14 protein-coding genes and 1 tRNA gene are annotated in these 19,738 nt (G+C 45.0%); 12 read left to right on the plus strand and 3 right to left on the minus strand.

Going from position 1 to position 19,738, the window contains the following annotated elements:
* Positions 1–114: 114 nt before the first annotated feature.
* The 10 genes from D2V93_RS15730 (at position 115) to D2V93_RS15775 (ending at position 9,823) form a co-directional block, all read left to right on the plus strand.
* Entirely contained in the window at positions 115–1,572 is a 1,458-nt protein-coding gene (locus tag D2V93_RS15730) for an NAD(P)/FAD-dependent oxidoreductase (protein WP_119620083.1), read from the plus strand.
* A gap of 296 nt (positions 1,573–1,868) precedes the next feature.
* Entirely contained in the window at positions 1,869–3,173 is a 1,305-nt protein-coding gene (locus D2V93_RS15735; RefSeq protein WP_119620084.1) for a TolC family protein, read from the plus strand.
* 7 nt (positions 3,174–3,180) lie between these two features.
* Positions 3,181–4,269, plus strand: a complete 1,089-nt coding sequence (locus D2V93_RS15740) for an efflux RND transporter periplasmic adaptor subunit (RefSeq protein ID WP_072880831.1) — start codon at positions 3,181–3,183, stop codon at positions 4,267–4,269.
* Between the two features lie 16 nt (positions 4,270–4,285).
* Complete coding sequence (locus D2V93_RS15745; protein ID WP_119620085.1) at positions 4,286–7,480, plus strand: efflux RND transporter permease subunit; 3,195 nt, start codon at positions 4,286–4,288, stop codon at positions 7,478–7,480.
* A 104-nt stretch (positions 7,481–7,584) separates the two neighbouring features.
* A complete protein-coding gene (locus D2V93_RS15750; protein ID WP_072880835.1) occupies positions 7,585–7,890 on the plus strand; it encodes a hypothetical protein in 306 nt (101 codons plus the stop codon).
* 11 nt (positions 7,891–7,901) lie between these two features.
* Entirely contained in the window at positions 7,902–8,105 is a 204-nt protein-coding gene (locus tag D2V93_RS15755; protein WP_119620086.1) for a YgaP family membrane protein, read from the plus strand.
* A 60-nt stretch (positions 8,106–8,165) separates the two neighbouring features.
* Positions 8,166–8,723: a YeeE/YedE family protein gene (locus D2V93_RS15760; protein ID WP_119620087.1), complete on the plus strand. Its 558-nt coding sequence runs from the start codon at positions 8,166–8,168 to the stop codon at positions 8,721–8,723.
* Entirely contained in the window at positions 8,720–9,133 is a 414-nt protein-coding gene (locus D2V93_RS15765; protein ID WP_119620088.1) for a DUF6691 family protein, read from the plus strand. Before D2V93_RS15760 ends, D2V93_RS15765 begins: the two co-directional genes overlap by 4 nt.
* Before the next feature lie 100 nt (positions 9,134–9,233).
* A complete protein-coding gene (locus D2V93_RS15770; RefSeq protein WP_072881047.1) occupies positions 9,234–9,644 on the plus strand; it encodes a response regulator in 411 nt (136 codons plus the stop codon).
* A gap of 107 nt (positions 9,645–9,751) precedes the next feature.
* Positions 9,752–9,823: transfer RNA gene (locus D2V93_RS15775), tRNA-Arg, on the plus strand.
* Between the two features lie 66 nt (positions 9,824–9,889).
* Here D2V93_RS15775 and D2V93_RS15780 read toward each other — a convergent pair.
* Positions 9,890–11,362 (minus strand): RluA family pseudouridine synthase, encoded by a 1,473-nt coding sequence (locus D2V93_RS15780; protein WP_119620089.1) that lies wholly within the window; start codon positions 11,360–11,362, stop codon positions 9,890–9,892.
* A gap of 455 nt (positions 11,363–11,817) precedes the next feature.
* Here D2V93_RS15780 and D2V93_RS15785 point away from each other — a divergent pair, with 455 nt between their 5' ends.
* Both D2V93_RS15785 and D2V93_RS15790 read left to right on the plus strand, forming a co-directional pair.
* Complete coding sequence (locus D2V93_RS15785) at positions 11,818–14,727, plus strand: PEP/pyruvate-binding domain-containing protein (protein ID WP_119620090.1); 2,910 nt, start codon at positions 11,818–11,820, stop codon at positions 14,725–14,727.
* Positions 14,728–15,990: a serine hydrolase gene (locus D2V93_RS15790; protein WP_119620091.1), complete on the plus strand. Its 1,263-nt coding sequence runs from the start codon at positions 14,728–14,730 to the stop codon at positions 15,988–15,990.
* Here the strand turns inward: D2V93_RS15790 and D2V93_RS15795 are convergent.
* Positions 15,977–18,712, minus strand: coding sequence for a hypothetical protein (locus D2V93_RS15795; RefSeq protein ID WP_147377418.1), 2,736 nt, complete (start codon positions 18,710–18,712; stop codon positions 15,977–15,979). The two genes, D2V93_RS15790 and D2V93_RS15795, sit on opposite strands and share 14 nt — an antisense overlap.
* An 88-nt stretch (positions 18,713–18,800) precedes the next feature.
* Positions 18,801–19,589: a serine hydrolase gene (locus tag D2V93_RS15800; RefSeq protein WP_313791650.1), complete on the minus strand. Its 789-nt coding sequence runs from the start codon at positions 19,587–19,589 to the stop codon at positions 18,801–18,803.
* Positions 19,590–19,738 lie beyond the last annotated feature (149 nt).

The following is a 19,738-nucleotide window of genomic DNA, read 5'->3' on the forward strand; positions in this document are numbered from 1 at the left end:
TTTTTATAGGTTTATACAGTTGAAAGGCACCCAATTGGGTGCCTTTTTTCTATGTGACCTAAGTCACTTTATATCTGAAACCCTAATGGTAACTTTGGTGAAAATGATATAAAAATGTCCAAAATAGTTGTGCTGGGTGCTGGAATAGCGGGTCATGTGGCCGCATCGCATCTCAGAAGAAAGCTCACCAAAGAGCATGAAGTGGTGGTGGTTTCACCCAATAGTAACTACCAGTGGATTCCATCCAATATCTGGGTCGGGATCGGTAGGATGAAACCTAGGGATCTTATATTTCCGCTGGCCCCCCTGTATGCCAAAAAACATATCGGCTATAAGCAGGCAAAAGCCATCAGTTTTTACCCCGAAGGTGATAAAGACGAGCAAACTCCCTATGTATTGGTAGAATATGTGGTTGGCGACAAAAAGGGAAAACAAGAGAAGGTCACGTATGATTACCTGATCAATGCAACAGGTCCAAAACTCAATTTTGAAGGGACCGAGGGACTTTCACCAGGTAAGAACAAGGCACATTCCGTTTGTACCTATACCCACGCCCAAGAAGCTTGGGTGGCTCTGGAAGAGGTCATCAAACAGATGAAGCAGGGCAAAAAGGTCAAGATTCTGATCGGTACAGGTCATGCCAAGGCCACCTGCCAAGGTGCTGCTTTTGAATACATTTTGAATGTGGAACAAGAGCTTAGAAGACATAAGGTAAGGGATATGGCAGAAATCACCTGGATTTCCAATGAATACCAACTAGGGGATTTTGGGATGGATGGAATGCTGTTGAGCTACGGAAGCAATATCATGAAATCCAATGAAATGGTGGAAATGGTCTTTGAAGACCGTGGAATCCGTTGGATCTTGGGTGTCGGGGTCAACAAAGTGGAAGACGGTGTGGCCCATTACGAGACCCTTGATGGCGAGTACAAACAAGAAAGCTATGATTTCGCCATGTTGATCCCTTCCTTTTCCGGTCATGGATTTAAGGCTTATGATAAGAATGGTGGTGATATTACGGAGAAGCTTTTCAAAGGGTTTATGATTGTTGATGCCGATTATACACCCAAACCTTACGAGGAATGGACCGTTCAGGATTGGCCGGAAACCTATCAAAACCCGTCATACGCCAATATTTTTGCACCGGGGATAGCCTTTGCACCACCCCATGGCATTTCAAAACCGAGAAAGAGCAAGAACGGAACGGATATTACCCCAGCTCCACCACGTACAGGGATGCCTTCGGGAATCACCGCAAAATTGGTGGCCGATAACATTATTGGGATGATCAAAAACCCGAACCATGATTTGCATCACAAAGGCTCCATGGGCAACATGGGGGCCGCGTGTATTGCTTCAGCAGGATTTGGAATGACCAAGGGCAGTGGTATCAGCATTACAACCTATCCCATTGTGCCCGATTTCAAAAAATATCCGGACACCCATGGCAGGAAGCTGGGTAAAACCTTTGGTTCCATCGGCCTTGCCGGACACTGGCTAAAATTGGCATTGCACTATGCCTTTCTCTACAAAGCAAAAATGAAACCTTTTTGGTGGCTAATTCCTGAATAAAAAAATCATGACACAACGTATATCTAAATACAAACGATTTATGATGATGAACCCCATTGTCCAGTTCTTTAAATTCATTTTTTTGAGCTTAAAAGTCCTGATAATAGTTGCTGGGGGACACGGGGGCACCCGAAAGGCTTAAACACTGACATTCATCATTGTACAAAACCCCAGTTCGGATTTCCTTTGTAGGGACTTCTTCGTATTGGGGTTTTTTATGTCCAAATTTCTTGGTAACACAGGTTACTGTGTATGTCTTTTTACGCATCTAATTTTGACCCAAATTAAAATAGCATATGAAGCGAATACTTATAGCAATCACACTCATTGGCATTCAGGGAAACTTGTGGGCTCAAGACCATGTGAAGATTTCCATGGAAGATGTCTTGGCCAGGGTTCAGGAATCCAATGCCAGCATCAAGGTTTCGGAACAAGAAGCTAAGATGGCAAAATACGATTACCAGTTTTCAAGTTCCATCTTTTTGCCACAGGTATCGGTCTCCCACACAGGGATTACGACCACGAACCCATTGATGGCCTTTGGTTCCAAGTTGAACCAAGAGATATTGACCCAGGCAGATTTTAATCCTGCCTTGTTGAACGATCCCGATCAAATTGAAAACTTCGCGACCAAGATCTCGGTAGAGCAACCACTTATCAATATGGATGGGTTCTACCAGCGCAAGGCTGCTAAAACTACCATGGAAGCCAAGGACCTGCAGGCTATGCGTACTCGAGACTATCTGAATTTTGAGGCTCAAAAGGCCTTTGGACAGTTGCAATTGGCCCACAGGGCAGTACAGGTATTGGAAAAAGCCTACGAAGCGGCCAATGCAAACCTGAACACGGCCCAAAACAGCTATGATCAAGGATTGCTCCAAAAGGCAGACCTGTTGGAAGTTAAAGTAAGGGTCACCGAGGTGGAGAACCAATTGAATTCGGCCAAAAGCAATGTAAAGAATGCGTCCGATTATTTGGCCTTTTTGATGAACGAACAACGCAATGTGGTCTATGAACCCACAGAAGAATTGATGCCCACTGATTTAGGTGGACCTACCGAAGCAACGTTGGAAAATCGTGCGGATGTAAAGGCCATGGACTTGGTTTCCGAGGCATACAAGGCCAACATGAGGGCAGAGAACATGACCTTTTTGCCAAGGTTGAATGCCTTTGCCAGTTACGAAATGTACGATGACCAAATTTTCCGTGCAGATGCCAAGGGATATATCATCGGGGCCAGTTTAAGCTGGGATGTTTTTAAAGGAGCACAACGCTTTGCCAAAGTGGGCAAGAGCAAAACAAATTATGAAAGGGCAAAACAGGAATACGAACAGTACGTTGCCAAAAGTTCTATGGAGCTTCAACGCACCAGAAGGATGGTCGAAGATGCGCATAACAGGCTCCAGACCTCCAAATTGGCTATGGACCAGTCCGAAGAATCCTTGAGAATACGTACAAACCGATTTAGGGAAGGCTTGGAAAAAACAACCGATCTGTTGATGGCAGAGGCCATGTATGCAGAAAAACAACTGGCATACTACCAGACCATTTTTGAATACAACCAAGCACAATCCTTACTAACATTTTTAACCAAAGAATAATTGCGATATGAAAAACACTACGATATATAAAAATGCCTTTATCGCCCTTGCCTTGGGTGTTACCCTTGCAAGCTGTGGAAGTGACAAGGAGCAAAAGCAGGACAGCGGATCAGCCGTTTCTGTGACCGTTGCTGAAGTGGAAACAGGTGACAGTAACACCATTTTGGCCGGAAGTGGACAGATAAACGCTTTGAACAATGCCACATTGAGCACCAGAATGATGGGTTATGTGGAGTCATTGCCCGTGAAAATCGGCCAAAAAGTAAAGAAGGGGGATTTGTTGATCTCCATCAACAATGTGGACCTACGCGCCAAAAAAGCGCAAGTGGAAGCCTCTATTACCGAGGCAACGGTGGCCTTCAACAATGCCAAGAAAGATTACGAAAGGTTCCAGAACCTTTTCAGGGAAAGCAGTGCTTCCCAAAAGGAATTGGATGATATGACCGCCCGTTACGAAATGGCCAAGGCCCGATTGGAATCGGCCAACCAAATGAAGAACGAGGTCAATTCCCAATTCGCCTATGCCAACATTCGGGCCCCATTCAGTGGGGTGGTGACCAATACCTACATTGAAGAAGGGGATATGGCCAACCCAGGGGTTCCGTTGGTTTCCGTGGAATCTCCCGGTGGATTTGAAGTGGTGGCCAAAGTGGCCGAGAACAATATCACTGGGATTCAGGTGGGGACCAAAGCCTTGGTCCAAGTCAAAGCCTTGGACACCATCGTTACTGGAAAAGTGACCGAGTTGAGTGCCTCTGCCCAAAACACAGGGGGACAGTATTTGATGAAAGTACAATTGGATAAAACGGATGCCAAGATTTTGTCAGGTATGTATGCAACCGTGAGGCTGGAGACGGACAAAGCTAGCGATGAAAAGACCATGGTTACGGTTCCGTCCAAGGCCTTGATCCAAAAAGGACAGTTGAGCGGCATCTATACCTTGGGGCAAGACAATGTGGCCTTATTACGCTGGTTGCGATTGGGCGAAACTTATGGGGATGAGGTGGAAGTATTGTCCGGCCTTTCCAAAGGGGAAACCTACATCGTTTCTGCCCAAGGCAAGCTATACAATGGAGCTAAAGTAACTATTCAATAACCTAAAAAAGGGAATAATGAAAGACGGACTTGCAGGAAAAATAGCGAGAGGGTTCATCAGCTCTAAATTAACGGTACTCTTGATGATCGTGTTCATGGTCATTGGGGTGTATAGTTCCTTCCTGATTCCAAGGGAAGAGGAGCCACAGATCGATGTGCCCATGGCGGACATATTTGTGGGATATCCCGGAGCCAGCCCAACCGAGGTGGAATCCAGGATCACCAAACCGCTGGAAAAGATCATATCCAACATAAAAGGGGTAGAATACGTGTACACCACATCCATGCAGGAGCAGGGAATGGCCATTGTGCAGTTTTATGTGGGTGAAGATATTGAACGTTCCTTGGTACGCTTGTACGATGAGATCAACAAGCACATGGACCAAATGCCCGAAGGGGTGACCATGCCCTTGGTGAAGACCCGTGCCATTGACGATGTGCCCATGTTGGCACTCACTCTTTGGAGCGATGAGTACAACGATTTCCAATTGCGTGAAATCTCTGGGGAACTCATTAACGAGATTGAAAAAGTGAACGGGGTTTCCATTACCAAAAAGATAGGGGGGCGTAGCCGCCAGCTTCGGATTGTGGTGGACAAGGACAAAATGGCCGAATCCGGAATAGACCTTTTGGCTGTTGCCCAAATGATCAAGGCCAATAACCAACAGATGGATTCCGGTAACTTTTTATCCAATGATACCGAATTCCATATCAGTACCGGCAATTTTTTAGAGACCAAGGAAGATTTGGAAAACTTGATAGTGGGTACCAAACAAGGCCAACCTATCTATTTGAAGCAGGTGGCGACTGTTTTGGATGGCCCAGAATTGCCCAAAAACTATGTTTCCCTGGGATTTGGTGCTGCTAGCGAGAAATCATCGGAATACAAATCCGAATACCCAGCGGTTACCCTTTCCATTGCCAAGAGAAAAGGTGCCGATGCCATGAAGATTTCCGATGTGGTATTGGAGAAAGTGGAACATTTGAAAAAGAATTTGATTCCTGATGATGTTCATGTGGAAGTGACCCGTAACTATGGGGAGACGGCCTCGCAAAAAGTATCCGAACTGTTGATGCACTTGATCGGTGCCATCATTGCGGTGACTTTTGTGGTGATGTTGGCCATGGGATGGAGAGGTGGATTGGTGGTGTTCCTTTCCGTACCGATTACTTTCGCCTTGACGTTGCTGAGCTACTACATGCTGGACTATACCTTGAACCGTATCACCTTGTTCGCTTTGGTGTTCGTAACGGGTATTGTGGTGGATGACTCCATCATCATTGCGGAGAACATGCACCGACACTTTAAGATGAAACGATTGCCGTTCAAAGATGCGGCTTTGTATGCCATCAATGAGGTAGGTAACCCGACCATTTTGGCCACCTTCACGGTAATTGCATCCGTGTTGCCCATGGCGTTTGTATCTGGTTTGATGGGGCCTTACATGTCCCCAATGCCTATCGGTGCGTCCATTGCCATGTTGTTGTCCTTGTTCGTGGCGTTGACCATCACCCCGTATTTGGGTTATATCTTCCTAAGGGAAAAGGACAAGAAAAATGAAAAGGAAAAAGAACCGGTTGAGATTCAGGATACCTTCATCTATAAAGCTTACGAGCGATTTGAAAAACCCCTGATCGAAAGCCGCAAAAAGAGATGGCTGTTCATAGGGATAACTGTGGTATTGTTGTTTGGTTCCGTGGGTATGTTCTTTACCAAATCGGTGGCCGTAAAAATGTTGCCTTTTGATAATAAGAACGAGTTTCAGGTAGTGATCGACCTTCCTGAAGGTTCCACTTTGGAACGTACTTCGGCGGTGGCCAAGGAAATTGGAGCCTATTTGTCAACCCGACCAGAAGTGATGAACTACCAGAGTTATGTGGGTACTTCGGCACCCATCACCTTTAACGGATTGGTAAGACACTATGATCTTCGGGGAGGTAGCAACATGGCCGATATTCAGGTGAACCTCACCGACAAACACGATCGCAGCGAGCAAAGCCACGATATTGCCAAATTGCTCAGACCGAAAATCCAGGAATTGGGCAAAAAATATAATGCCAACATCAAGATTGTGGAGGTGCCACCAGGTCCTCCAGTGTTATCTACCATAGTGGCCGAAGTATATGGCCCGGATTATAATGAACAGATTGCGGTGGCTGATAAAGTAAAAGGCATTTTGAACAACACTACCGATGTGGTGGATGTGGATTGGATGGTTGAGGATGATCAAGTAGAATATGATTTTGTTGTAGATAAGGAAAAGGCCATGCTTTATGGTGTTACCCCCCAACAAATCGTTCAGGTTATGGGTATGGCTTTCCGGGAAATGCCGGTATCCCATGTGTATGATGAAAATTCCTTTGATCAGATCGGGATTGTGCTTTCCATCAGTGAAAAGGATAAATCCACTTTGGATGCCATCAAACAATTGAAAGTGGCCTCCCAACAGGGTAACATGATCTCTGTAGGGGATTTGGTGTCCATCAACGAGGGTACCAAGGCCAAAAGCATCTATCGAAAAAATCAGAAACGTGTTGTATATGTAATGTCCGATATGGCAGGGGAGTTGGAAAGCCCTGTGTACGCCATTTTGGGAATGACGGACAAATTGAACCAATTGGAATTGCCCAAAGGGTATACCATGAACGAACTCTATATGGAACAGCCCCAGTTTGAGGACGACTATACCGTGAAATGGGACGGAGAGTGGCAAATTACCTTGGAAGTATTCCGGGATTTGGGCATTGCTTTCTTGGGGGTTATCGTAATCATTTACATGTTGATCGTGGGTTGGTTCCAAAACTTCAAGGCACCTATGGTGATGATGGTGGCCATACCGCTTTCATTGATTGGGATTGTATTGGGCCACTGGATGTTGGGAGCTTTCTTTACGGCTACTTCTTTTATTGGAATGATTGCCTTGGCGGGAATCATGGTGCGGAACTCGGTGTTGCTGATTGACTTTATCAACATAAGGTTGAATGACGGTATCCCGTTGAAACAAGCGGTAATCGAGGCTGGAGCGGTCCGTACCACACCAATCCTACTTACGGCCGGAACGGTCGTTATTGGAGCTTTTGTGATCTTGTTCGATCCCATTTTCCAAGGATTGGCCATTTCACTCATGGGCGGAACTATAGTGTCTACCATTTTGACCCTATTGGTGGTGCCATTGGTGTATTATATGATTGAACGTAAAAACTACAATTAAGATGAAATCGGCATGACTAAAAGAATCTTTTGACATACAGTGCAATGATTCTTTTAGTTATCAAAGATTCCATGTGACCATTGAAAAACAATAAAAATTAACGCATGAAAATGATCATTGTTACCACAGTAGAGGAGTATAAAAAAGAAGTCCTCAAAATTTTTAAGAAGGCAGGTATTGAAAGCTTCAGTGGTTCAGACATTGACGGATATAAAAGTGCATCTCCCTTGTTGTATACCAGTAGTTGGTTTCCAAGTGAAAAGGGTGGTGCCGCATCCAATCTGTTTTTCTCTTTCTGCGAAGAGGAGAAAGTCACCGAGGTTTTCAGATTGTTGAAAGAATTCAATGCGAAAAGTGAAACCACCAACCCCATCAGGGCCGTTGAGGTTCCCATTGAAAGAACAGTTTAAATAAATCAAAAATGAGAAATAGAATCGTAAGAGGGGTCGCAGGGACCTTTATTCTGATAAGTTTGGCCTTGGCCATTTATGTGAACATCAATTGGTTGTGGTTCACGGCCTTTGTAGGGGCCAACTTGTTGCAATCTTCCTTGACCAAGTGGTGCCTTTTGGAGGACATCTTGAAGAAATTCGGGGTATCTGACTCTGATAAAAATTGTTGTTAGGCGGTAACTAGGTTTGTAATTCAAAGCATTTTCGTGACATTTGTATAAAACCTCACGAAAATGCTTTATCAACCTTGGCCATGGTATATTGCAGGGCCCCTTATTGCCTTGGTCATGACGGTTTTGATCCTCATGGGCAAACGCTTTGGCATGTCCTCCAACTTGGAGACTTTTTGTTCCATCGGGGGAGCAGGCAAGTTCACGGACTATTTTAAAGTGGACCTAAAATCCCGAAGATGGAACCTTTTGGTGGTATTGGGTTCGGTTATTGGCGGATTTTTGGGTGCCCATGTACTGTCCCCCAATCCTGCCGTTCAAATTTCGGAAAAGACCGTTGCCAAACTGAACGGACTCGGTTTTGAAAGCGTGGGTACTGCCTATTTGCCAACCGAATTGTTCAGTCTGGAAGCTTTGACGAGACCTTCGGTTTGGATTTTGCTCTTGGTGGCTGGATTTTTGGTCGGCTTCGGAACAAGATATGCCGGAGGCTGTACTTCGGGCCATGCCATTTCAGGATTGAGCAACCTGCAACGACCCTCGTTGATTGCCGTAATCGGCTTTTTTATGGGCGGACTGATCATGGTCCATCTTATTTTCCCCTTAATCTTTGGATCATGAAAAGTGTATTGTACATCATCGTAGGTACCTTTTTAGGGGTGATTCTTTACAAGTCGGAAGCTGCTTCTTGGTTCCGTATTTATGAAATGTTCCAGTTCGATTCGTTCCACATGTACGGTATTATTGGCTCTGCATTGGCGGTCGGGATTGTTTTGGTCCAATGGATCAAAAGATCTAAAGTGAAATCGTTCTTTGGCGAATCCATTCGAATAGAGGAGAAGGAAAGGTCTTTCACCCGCTATATCCTTGGCGGAACGCTTTTTGGATTGGGATGGGTCTTGGGAGGTGCTTGTCCCGGACCCATGTATATTTTGGTGGGGGCAGGATACTGGCCCATTTTCATTGTTCTTGTGGGAGCTGTGCTGGGAGTCTTTGTCTATGGGATTTTAAGGGATAAGTTGCCCCATTAAGGTTTTCTCAACGGGATTTTGGGCAAGACAACGATTTTGGATGGCTCGGGATGGGCAAGGCTTTAGCTTTGCGGTCAACCCAAATCTACTTAAATCCGGAATGAAGCTTACAGCGTGTATCATAGACGATGATCTGGTGTCGCAATTCGCGACCCGATACTGCATTCAACAATCCAACAGAGATTTTGATATCATTACCTGTTCCAGTGGTGAGGAAGGGCTAAAATCCTGTTTTGAGCTATTGGAGAACAGCAATAAACTACCCGATATTATTTTTTTGGACCTTGTGATGGACGGAATGAGCGGCTGGGATTTCCTCCATAACCTACAAAACCTGTTCAAGGGCCATGAACTGCCCAGTGTTTATGTGCTCTCCGCCTTTGTGAACACGAGTGACAGAACCATTGCCAAGGACCACAAGCTCATATCGGGTTACATCGACAAGCCATTGTCCCGTTCCTTTTTGGACAAGATCTTGAAGGAAGAGGGAAAAAAACGGAATGCCCTTTAGGGGAAGTACCTTTTTTGAGCTGTTTTTTTCAGATTTCTGGCTGATGTTGGCATTGTTTGGTGGAAAGTTTTCCAAAAAAACATATTTTTGCACTCCATTATGGAAACGGCCTCGTAGTTCAATGGATAGAATAGAAGTTTCCTAAACTTTAGATGCAAGTTCGATTCTTGCCGAGGCTACTTTTCTACAACCGATCGAAAGCAATAAAATACTGTTTTCGTAATTGGTGACCAGCACCCTAAGTATCATATAGCAAAAGGAATTTCTGTTCCGATTTTTATTGGTTTTTTGTTCATGGGATGATTAAATTCTACCTGTTGCGCATGCAAACAAAGTCGTTCTGACGGGGTGCCATATAAATTGTCCCCAACAATTGGCGCATGTAGCCCCAATTTATGCGCACAGTGCACCCGCAATTGATGCGAACGTCCCGTGACAGGATTTAATTTGATCAAAGTTTGGGTAGCTGTCTTTTGTATCACTTCATAAAGTGTCAATGCGGGTCTGCCATGCTCATAATGAACCATTTGCATGGGCCTGTTGTGAATATCCAAAGCAAGGGGAAGCTCAATTTTTCCCGACGTTTCTTCAATAGGTTTTTCCAGTATCGCAAAATAAGTTTTATGAATGGTACGCTCCAAGAATTGTTGTTGTAGCAGCTTGTGCGCTTTTTTGGAAAGGGCAACGATCATTATCCCCGAGGTGTCTTGGTCCAGCCGATGTACGATCATTGGACCGTTGGCATTGGAATATTTTTCCAGAACGCGGGCCTTGACCGAATCCTTTATGTGCCTTCCCGGGACGGACAACATGCCGGCAGGTTTATTCACGACGACCAAATGTTCGTCCTCAAAGAGAACTTCCAGTTTCTTTCCTGCTCCAAAATTTTCCAATAAGGGGTTTGGTTTTACAGGAATTCCTTTGAGCATATGCGCCAAAATAGGTCGGCATTTACCTTTACAGGCCGGGTAAAACTTGCCATGTTCCCGTATCTCCGAATTGGGGGAAGGCCCCCACCAAAATTCAGCCAGTGCCACAGGTTTCACTCCCTGTTTAAAGGCGTATTGAAATAGTTTTGGAGCGGCACATTCCCCAGCTCCGGCAGGTGGGGCGTCCACCCCAAAATCGGTAAAGACTGTTTTAACATTTTTGCCTTCTCCAACACTGTTCAAAAAAATGAAGGATTTAAAAATGGCGTCCTGCAGCTCAGTAGACTTGATTTTACGTTGGGTTTTCAGCGCTTCTATTCGTTCTTGGAACTTCCCATACGCGGTTATTGCCTTTTCTAGCCGCAAGTTCTCTGTACGGGTAAAACGCCTCAGGTCCATTCCTTCATTGGCCCCTTGATTTGCTAAGTCTTCTAGGAGTTTATGGCGTTCTTTTTCAGGAAGGTGAATTGACTCCTTTCTAAGTCTGTCACGTTCCGATTTGCCCTTTTTTGCCGCTTTCTTGGCGGCCAATATATTTTCTTTGGTCTCTTCTGTGATTTTTTTTAATTGCTGTTCGGCATTGATATACCCATCACTTTTTTCCAACGCTTTAACTTCTTTGTTAATGGCGTTGATAGCGGCCATTTCTGGAAAATCCTCTCCTTTTGGTAATTGATGAACAGGAGGTACAAAGGGCAGGATTTCCAGTTCAGGTTGTAGCTCACCCGAATAGGCGCTAAGATATCCAAGTCCACCGCCTTTGGTTTGCACCACAAGCACGCCTAACATACGTCCGGTTGGTTGATCCACCAATTCCGGTAGACTTTGTTCCAATCTATTTTGAAGGTCTTGCGCCGCTTTTTTTGCAATAGCGATTGGCGTATAAAAATGGGGATATTCAAATGAATCAGGTAGTGGGTCCTGTCCATTCGTTGTCAAATAAACTATTTTGGATTCTTCTAAAGGTGAACCAGTTGCCAATACCCGTTAATTTTCTAGTTGATTACCTGTCCTGAATAGACTTGATCATTCTTGCAAATTTAGAGTTCTTATGTTAATTGGCTATTCTAAGGTTTAAAAGTAGGGGGACTTTTGCAGGGGCACCATTTCTAACATAAACCAGATCGGTAATTCAAACTGATTTTCGGAAATACATGGAAATGGCAAGATGGAACTTGAATGACATTTTCTGATGTTATTTGAATATATTTACTACACCGAACCCTGCTCAAAACGTGATTGCTATGAAACGTTTGTATAGAATTGTACTATTCCTTTTAATTCTATTCCCCAATTCAAATCAGGCCCAAAAAGTGGAGCCAAAGAATATTGTTTTACTTGTAAATAAGTTTAAAAATGATATTCGAGGACCTTACAAGGACATTCGTTGGTTTTGCACCGATGGGAGCATTCGGGCACCTAAAGATCCCTGCCCCGATGATATTGGTCCGGGGGTACAGCACGCCCGCTATAAAGATGAGGTGGTGGCCTTGGGAAAAGCCAATCACATTTATTTGGGCCAGATATTGGCCTACACCGATCAAGAACTTTTTTGGGATGTAGAAAATGACCACTCCCGATTGAAACAGTACCAAATCGACAAATATTTAAAGAGCGTCGATAATGGTTGGATCAATCAAAAAGGACAGTTTTATCGAGGTGCCATCCAGGCTGAGGATGAGGAAGCCTGGGGCATCGAATTTTACAAATGGCTTTTGGCGAAGGATACCGTTTTGAAGGATGAATACTTCTTGGTCCGCCAATCCTTAAAAGATATTCCCCACAATGGGGACGACAATGTGGCCCAAAAGATGCGAAGTGAATCCAAAGTGATATCTGATCTGTATCTGCCATTCATGGATCTACGAGTGAAGATCCATAGTCAACCGGAAGAAGGTGATATTCAAAAAGTAGTTCGATTCAAGCAAGCGAATAGCAGCAAGTTGACTGCGGATATTTCCAAAAAATTGGATGAGTTGGTGGCTACCATGAAGGAATTCCATAAGCCTGTGGATATTTCGGCACTTCCCAGAATGGCTCCCTTGACTAAAGGAACTGATTTAGGTAAGAAAATCGAAAGCTTTGCTTCCAATTCAGCATTAATGGGCAGTCCAAAATTGTTATTGGAACAAGCTTCGCAACTTCTGTTCGATATCCGAAGTGGTCTTATGGAAGAAAAAAGACCCGAAGCTCGCCTCCAATTGCTGGATGTTTCCCTAAAACTCGAAGAGATCGTATTCAAAGGTTCGTCCGATTATCAACCCGAAACCTTAAAGGAACTCCTGCATAAAATCTGTTACTTGGGCATGGCCGTTACCGGATCGGGCTACTTGGAGCAATGGGAATGGGACCAATTGGCCAGTGACCTCACAAATTATGAAACTCAGGAACGTTCCCTTGGCGAACTGACCGAGGTTTTGAATCGCGCAAGGGCCGCAGTGGAATGGAGCGCCGCCATGGTCAAGGCCAATTACGATGGTATTGTAAAGGAATATGTGACCTTTGAACCTCTTGCCGCTGGTTTCGTGGATGATAAGATTCGTGGTTCAGTTGCCCTACATTTAGGACAAAGCGTGGGGGAATTGGGTACTCTCATTTCAACGGAATCCCAATTGGCCAATAAGGTGATGGACTTGCAGAACCAAAGCACCATCCGCGGTCTCAATCCGGGCTATGCTTTTGGGGAATTGGTGGTCGTTGGCGGCAGTTCGGATGATATCGAAGTTTCCTCGGACAAAATCTATGTGTTTCAGCGTCCGCCTTCCGATTTAAAACCTGTCGCTGGTATCGCCACCGTTGCCGAAGGAAATATGGTGTCCCACGTGCAATTGTTGGCCCGAAACTTGGGGATTCCCAATGCGGCCCTCTCGGATGAAAACCTGCAAAATCTTCAAAAGTACGACGGTACCCGGGTGTTCTATGCGGTTTCCAACAAAGGAAATGTCATCCTGAAACCTGAAAACCAAATGACCCAGGAGGAATTGACCCTTTTCGCAAAAAAAGAACGAAAAGAGGAACGCATTGAGGTGCCCATTGCACAGATACGGTTGGATGAAAACAAGGTGTTGGATATGCGAAACGTGGATGCTGATGATTCGGGAAAATTATGCGGACCCAAAGCGGCTAACTTGGGTCAGCTTAAAAAAATGTTCCCTGAAAAAGTCGTCGAAGGCCTGGTCATTCCTTTTGGGATTTTCAGAACACACATGGACCAGAAAATGCCGGGTCAAGAAGGTTCCTATTGGCAGTTTTTGACGAAAATGTTCGAAGAGGCCGATCGGATGTCGGCCTCGGGCATATCCGAAGAAGAGGTTGAAAACTACCAATTGCGACAATTGGAAACCTTGCGGGACGCCATCAAAAAAATGCCGCTGCAAGACAGTTTTGTGGACCAACTGGAAAAAGGGTTCAAAGAAGTATTGGGTTCCGAATTGGGCACTGTTCCTGTGTTCCTTCGCAGTGATACCAACATGGAAGATCTAAAGGATTTCACGGGTGCAGGGTTGAACCTCACTATTTTCAATTCGGTGGACAAAGAAAAAATCTTGGCAGGCATCAAGGATGTTTGGGCATCGCCGTATACCGAGCGAAGTTTTAAATGGCGTCAAAAATATTTGTTGAACCCGGAGAATGTATTTCCGTCCATTTTGGTGATTCCCAGTGTGGATGTGGACTATTCCGGTGTGTTGATCACCAAGGGAATCAGTTCGGGGACGGATAATGATCTTACCGTGGCATTTAGTCGAGGCGCTGGCGGTGCCGTTGACGGTCAGGCTGCGGAACAATACCTCATCAAAGATGAAGGGGGCTACACCTTGTTAGCACCCGCCAGGGAACGGTTTTACAACAGTTTACCAAAAACGGGCGGTACCGAAAAGAAAAAGACTACTTTTCAGGACCGTGTTTTGAATGAAAAGAACATCAATGAAATTCGGGAGTTGGCCAACACCATTCGGGAACGGGTTCCCAAAGAGACAAATTCGGATTACGAGGGCGCTTATGATGTGGAACTGGGCTTTCAGGACAATAAGCTGTGGTTGTTCCAAATCCGACCTTTTGTGGAGAACAAAAAGGCATTGGGATCTACGTATTTGGAATCCATCACCCCAAAGATCGACCTTGCCAAACGTATTTCACTTTCCAAAAAATTGTAGATGAAGAAGATACTTGCTTTAGCAATTTTAGGTTTGATAGGATTGGGGTTCACTGAATTTGTAGAATACCCCATCGATGGTTATGAACGCACAGGAATCAAACGCCTCAAACGGCTGGAAATGATCAAGAATGGGGAACTGAAGGAAACCTCACCTTTGCCCGAGGGCGCTAAAAAATCTTGGGAGGACATCCAATTGAATCTACTCAACAGAAAGGAAGATAGTGTGGGAAGCTTTTTTATGGTGGATGAATCCTTTCAAAAGGATATCGGAGCACTTTTTCGAGGGCTGGACAAAAGCTATTCCCTAGCTATTATGGATATTTCCGATCCTGATAGTGTTCGGTATGCCGAACGGAACAAAACCTTGGGGTATCAGCCGGGAAGTGTGGGCAAATTGGCGGTGCTTGTGGCGCTTTTCGAGCAAATGGCCAAAATTTATCCTGATTCCTTTGAGCTGCGCACCCAATTATTGAAAAACAAAGTGGTAAAAGCTGGGGTTTGGGGGTTGACCGATGAACATACCATCCCTATTTTCAATGTAGAGAAGAATACCTTGGTCAAGCGTCAGGTGATTGCGAGTGATGTGTTCAGTCTGTATGAGTGGGCCGACCATATGCTTTCGGTGAGCAATAACGGTGCGGCCAGTATTGTTTGGCGCGAAGCGCTGTTAATGGCTGCTTTCGGTGAAAAGTATCCTGGACTTACCGAAGAAGAAGCAATGGCCTATTTCAAGGAAACGCCAAAAAAAGAGTTGACCGATTTGGCCAATGATGTGGTCAACCTTCCCCTCCGCGATTTAGGGATTACTTCTGATGAATGGCGACTGGGCAGTTTTTTCACTTCCGGGGCCAATACCTATGTGGGTGACAAAGGCGGAAGCATTGGCACACCCTACGGACTCATGAAGTTTTTGGTGCAGTTGGAGCAGGGCAAGGTCATCGACGAGGCCAGCAGTTTGGAGATGAAACGCTTGATGTACATGACCGATAGACGGATTCGCTATGCACAATCCCCTGTTTTAAAGGAGGCTGCCGTTTATTTTAAATCGGGGAGTCTTTACAAATGCGACCGGAGCAAGGGCGAGGAGTGCGGAAAATATATGGGCAATGTGCAAAACTTTATGAACTCCGTCATCATTGTGGAGCACCCGGATAACTGCAGGTATATGGTGGTGTTGATGACCAACGTGCTTCGAAAAAATTCAGCTTCGGACCACATGTATTTGGCCTCTGCCATCGATAAAATTGTTAGGAAAGGCTGATTTCCTCCAAAGCTTTCTGGGCAAAATCCTTGATTTTTGGGCTGTCATCGGTCACGAACCGTTCCAGAAGCGGTTTAAACCGACTGTCTTTTTGTCTTCCAATGAGATAGATGACGGCAAGTGTCAAATTAATGTCCGGGATTTTCAACAATTGCTCAAAACATTCCATTTCACTGGGAATGGCATGCTTTATTTTTTGGATGGCTTCTTCAGAAGAAAAGTCCATAGTGGCCTCTTCAATAATGGGCAGCAACTTTTGTTTGAGATTCCCAGTGAGCAAGTTGTCCAAAAACTCTATGGCCTTGTTCCGCGACTCTGCCTTGGGGCTCAAAAGTCCCAAATAGGCATTTTGTACATCTTCCTGCACATATTTTAACCCCAAAAGCTTAAAAATGCGTTCCAGGCCCGAATCCAGTCTTCGTTCCAAAAGATCCAACAACGAAGCGCGGGCATCCCTTTCTTCGGAATCGATGGTTGCCCCCGATTTTTTCCGGTTTCGATAAGATATGATGATTTGGGTATGCATGGCCGAAAGTGTCTGGTGGTACAAGTTGCATTCCTCAAAAATCTTGGACACTATTTTAAACCGATTGAACCGTAAAGTGGGGCGTTCTTTTCGGATATCGCTCAGGGCTCGGACCACTTCCAGACGAACGCTTAGGTCAACATCGTCAAAAAGCAAGAACAATGCATGGACCGCTTCTTTGGACATGAAGGACTTTATCACCAAAGGGACTAATCGGCAAATCTCGAGATTTATGGTGCGATTATTTACATGTGAAACCAAAATAGGGAGAATCTTTGGGCCATAGTTGTTCAAGGCCTCAATCACCAAGGGGCGCATTGCCTTATAAGGAAGCAAATGTAATAATTTGTTGATGAACATAGGTCTCATGCTTATGCCCGCGGCAATGATGGCAGCTTTTTTTAGTTCATCATCCTTACCCTCAAGGCTATCCATGATCACCGGGTAATATTGGGGATAACCCGAAGTGCCAATGGTTTTCAAAACAAGTGGATTTATGGGAATTTCCTTTTGGGCCAACCGCTTTTCCAACCTTTCCTCCAGATTGTGCCTGGACTTCAAAGTCATGTTCCCGGCACTTTCCCTGGCAAGACAGAACAACGCCGTATCCTTGACCAATACACTTTCCGAATCCAAAAATTGGTCAAAAATATATGCTTCATTTTGATCCGCATGAAGCAGCAAATATTCAAAAGTGGCCAGGGTCAGTTCTTCATCACCATACCCTAAAAGTTCATTGATATTGACCACCATGGTAGCGCTGTTCAAAAAGTAGAGGTTTCGCATGGCGGCGGCCTTCACTTTTAGGGAAGGATGGTCGAGTAATCTCAAAACATCTTCGGAAAACCTTCGATCGTTGATTTCCATCAATTTGTTCAGCATAAAAAGGAGCTGCTCCTCGTTTCCGCTTGAAAAAACGTTCTTCATTCCCTCGACCACGGACACTTTCTTCACCTTTGCCGTGGGAGTATTGGTTGTTTTGGCCGAAGCATTTTCCAAGTTTTTTTTGAAGGTGGCATAGTATTCCTTGCGCAATACCCCAACAAAAAAGATCCAAACCAGAACCAGACCTATGATCAATAGGGTGATACTCATGGTGCCCAGTTCAAGCCCGTTCACAAAGAAAACCAACAATAATCCGGCAAAACCGGTCGCAATGCTGTCCACCACCACATCGATAAAGGATTTGGTCCTATTCTTTAGCTCGAAGGGCAGCGGAAGCGCCAGCAACTCTGAGGCACTTTTGTTGATGGATTGCTTTAACACCCCGTCCATGGCCTTGATGGCAACAATAGCGGACAGTTCGGGCAATATCAAGAAAAAAATGGCGCCAAAAAGGATACCCAAGGGCAGCATGAGGAGGGAAAATCCAACTCCCCAAATACCCACGATCCGGTGGGTGAGGAAGAGCTGCACGGCAAGCGACAGTAAATTGAAAGTAGAAAACCAAAAGGCCAAAAATGAGGTCAATTCCTCTGGATCTTCAATGGATTTGGCGGCAAAATCACTGAAGAGATAATCCACCAATTTGGCCACCAATACCCCAACGGCCACGGTCAAGGCCATATAGGTGAGGTGGCGGGATTTTTTGATCAATTTATAGGGATGGCCATCGCTCAATGAGATTCGTTTTTTCTGTTTGAACTCATCCAAGTTGTTCACCCGGAGCTTCCAAATAGACCTCAATAACGGAAAACAGCCGACCAATAAGAGGGCGGCAATGAATATCATGGCCTCATTGCCCAACAGCGGAGCAAAAATGGAGGTGAGATAGCCTCCGAAAATACCCCCTAAAATGGCCCCGGAGCCTATAAAACCAAAGAGCCGTTTTGCATCCCTGACATTAAAGACCAAGTTGGCCAAGACCCAAAACTGGGAAGCGGACAGCACGGCGTATATGGCCAACCAGATATAGAAGAAAAAGAGTAAATAGGTATTCATCAGCCCTAATTTCAAGAGACTTCCCAAGACAGCTAGGACGATAATTGAACTTGTCAGGGTGGTTTTTATGATATGGCTCAAGCCAAATTTGGCCAGTATCCGGTTGTAGAACATGGAACTGAGAACGGCGGTGAGGGCAACCAATACGTAGGCCACGGAAAGTTTTTCGGCACCAAGCTCAGAAAGGAAAAGCGCATTGATGGTCGGCTTTATGATCAACAGTACCGAGATGATCAGAAAGATGTAAAAAAACATAAAAAGGGAGATTTTATATTCCCCCTTTCGAATGTCGAAAAAGTTGCTTGCGAGTCTATAGATCATTGGTGGTAGAACTATCCAATGACTAAATTTCGGGTTTTTTCAATACTTTCTCTACGGGTTTGACCAAATTTCGGATGATTTGCTCTCCATCAGGATCGTCGACTAAGGCAACTAGGATATACCTTCGGTTCGATTCTTTGCCCCAGACGAGGATGGAATCTGAGTGATAGGTTTTCCATGATCCAGATTTGCGAAAGAGTCGCGCTGTTGGCGCTATCATGTCCAAGGTGTTGACAAATTTGTGGTGAAGTTCCGGGTTTTCCATGATGCTCAACATCTGCTTGGATCTTTTTTCATTGACCAGTTTTCCATTGGCAAGCAAGTAGTAAAAACGGCACACTTGGGTTACCGAGGCAGCGTGACTGAGCTGTTTCAATGGTTCCCTGTTGGTGTCACCTCCTCCACCATAACGTTTTCCGACCCATAGGCCCCCTCCACTGTTTTCATCGTAAAATTCATAATTTGGGTCGGTCATTACCGATTCTATTTTCGCATATCCAATTCGGTCGATCATGCGGGTGGAAGCTGCATTGTCCGATTTGCTGATCATCAGCCGCATGTCCTTTTTTACTTCTGGGGTCTCTGTAAGCTCTCCTTTTTCAATAGCGTCCATGGCGGACAACAGAATGGCGATTTTGGGGAGACTGGCGGCATACATCATGTAGTTGCCATTGAGACGTGCAAACCTGACCCTTTCAGGGTCGCTTAAATCCACTATGCCAATGGCCATTTTCTTTTGGGAAATCAGTTGGGACCATATCTCATTGCTCAATATCTCTTCTTCCAGGTTTGCCTGCAGGGAATTGTCCACCAGCCTTGTGAGGGGTTTAATGTTTTCATTCCCAATTTTCAACGGCAGGGATTGCTGTCCTGAAATAGAAGAACATAGAGCGAAAAGGAAAATTGTAAGCAGGATGTTCCTCATTATAATGCACCGTAATAAAAAACTAGCCAAAAATA

It is taken from the genome of Flagellimonas taeanensis (genome assembly GCF_003584105.1).
GTDB classification, from domain to species: Bacteria; Bacteroidota; Bacteroidia; order Flavobacteriales; family Flavobacteriaceae; genus Flagellimonas; species Flagellimonas taeanensis.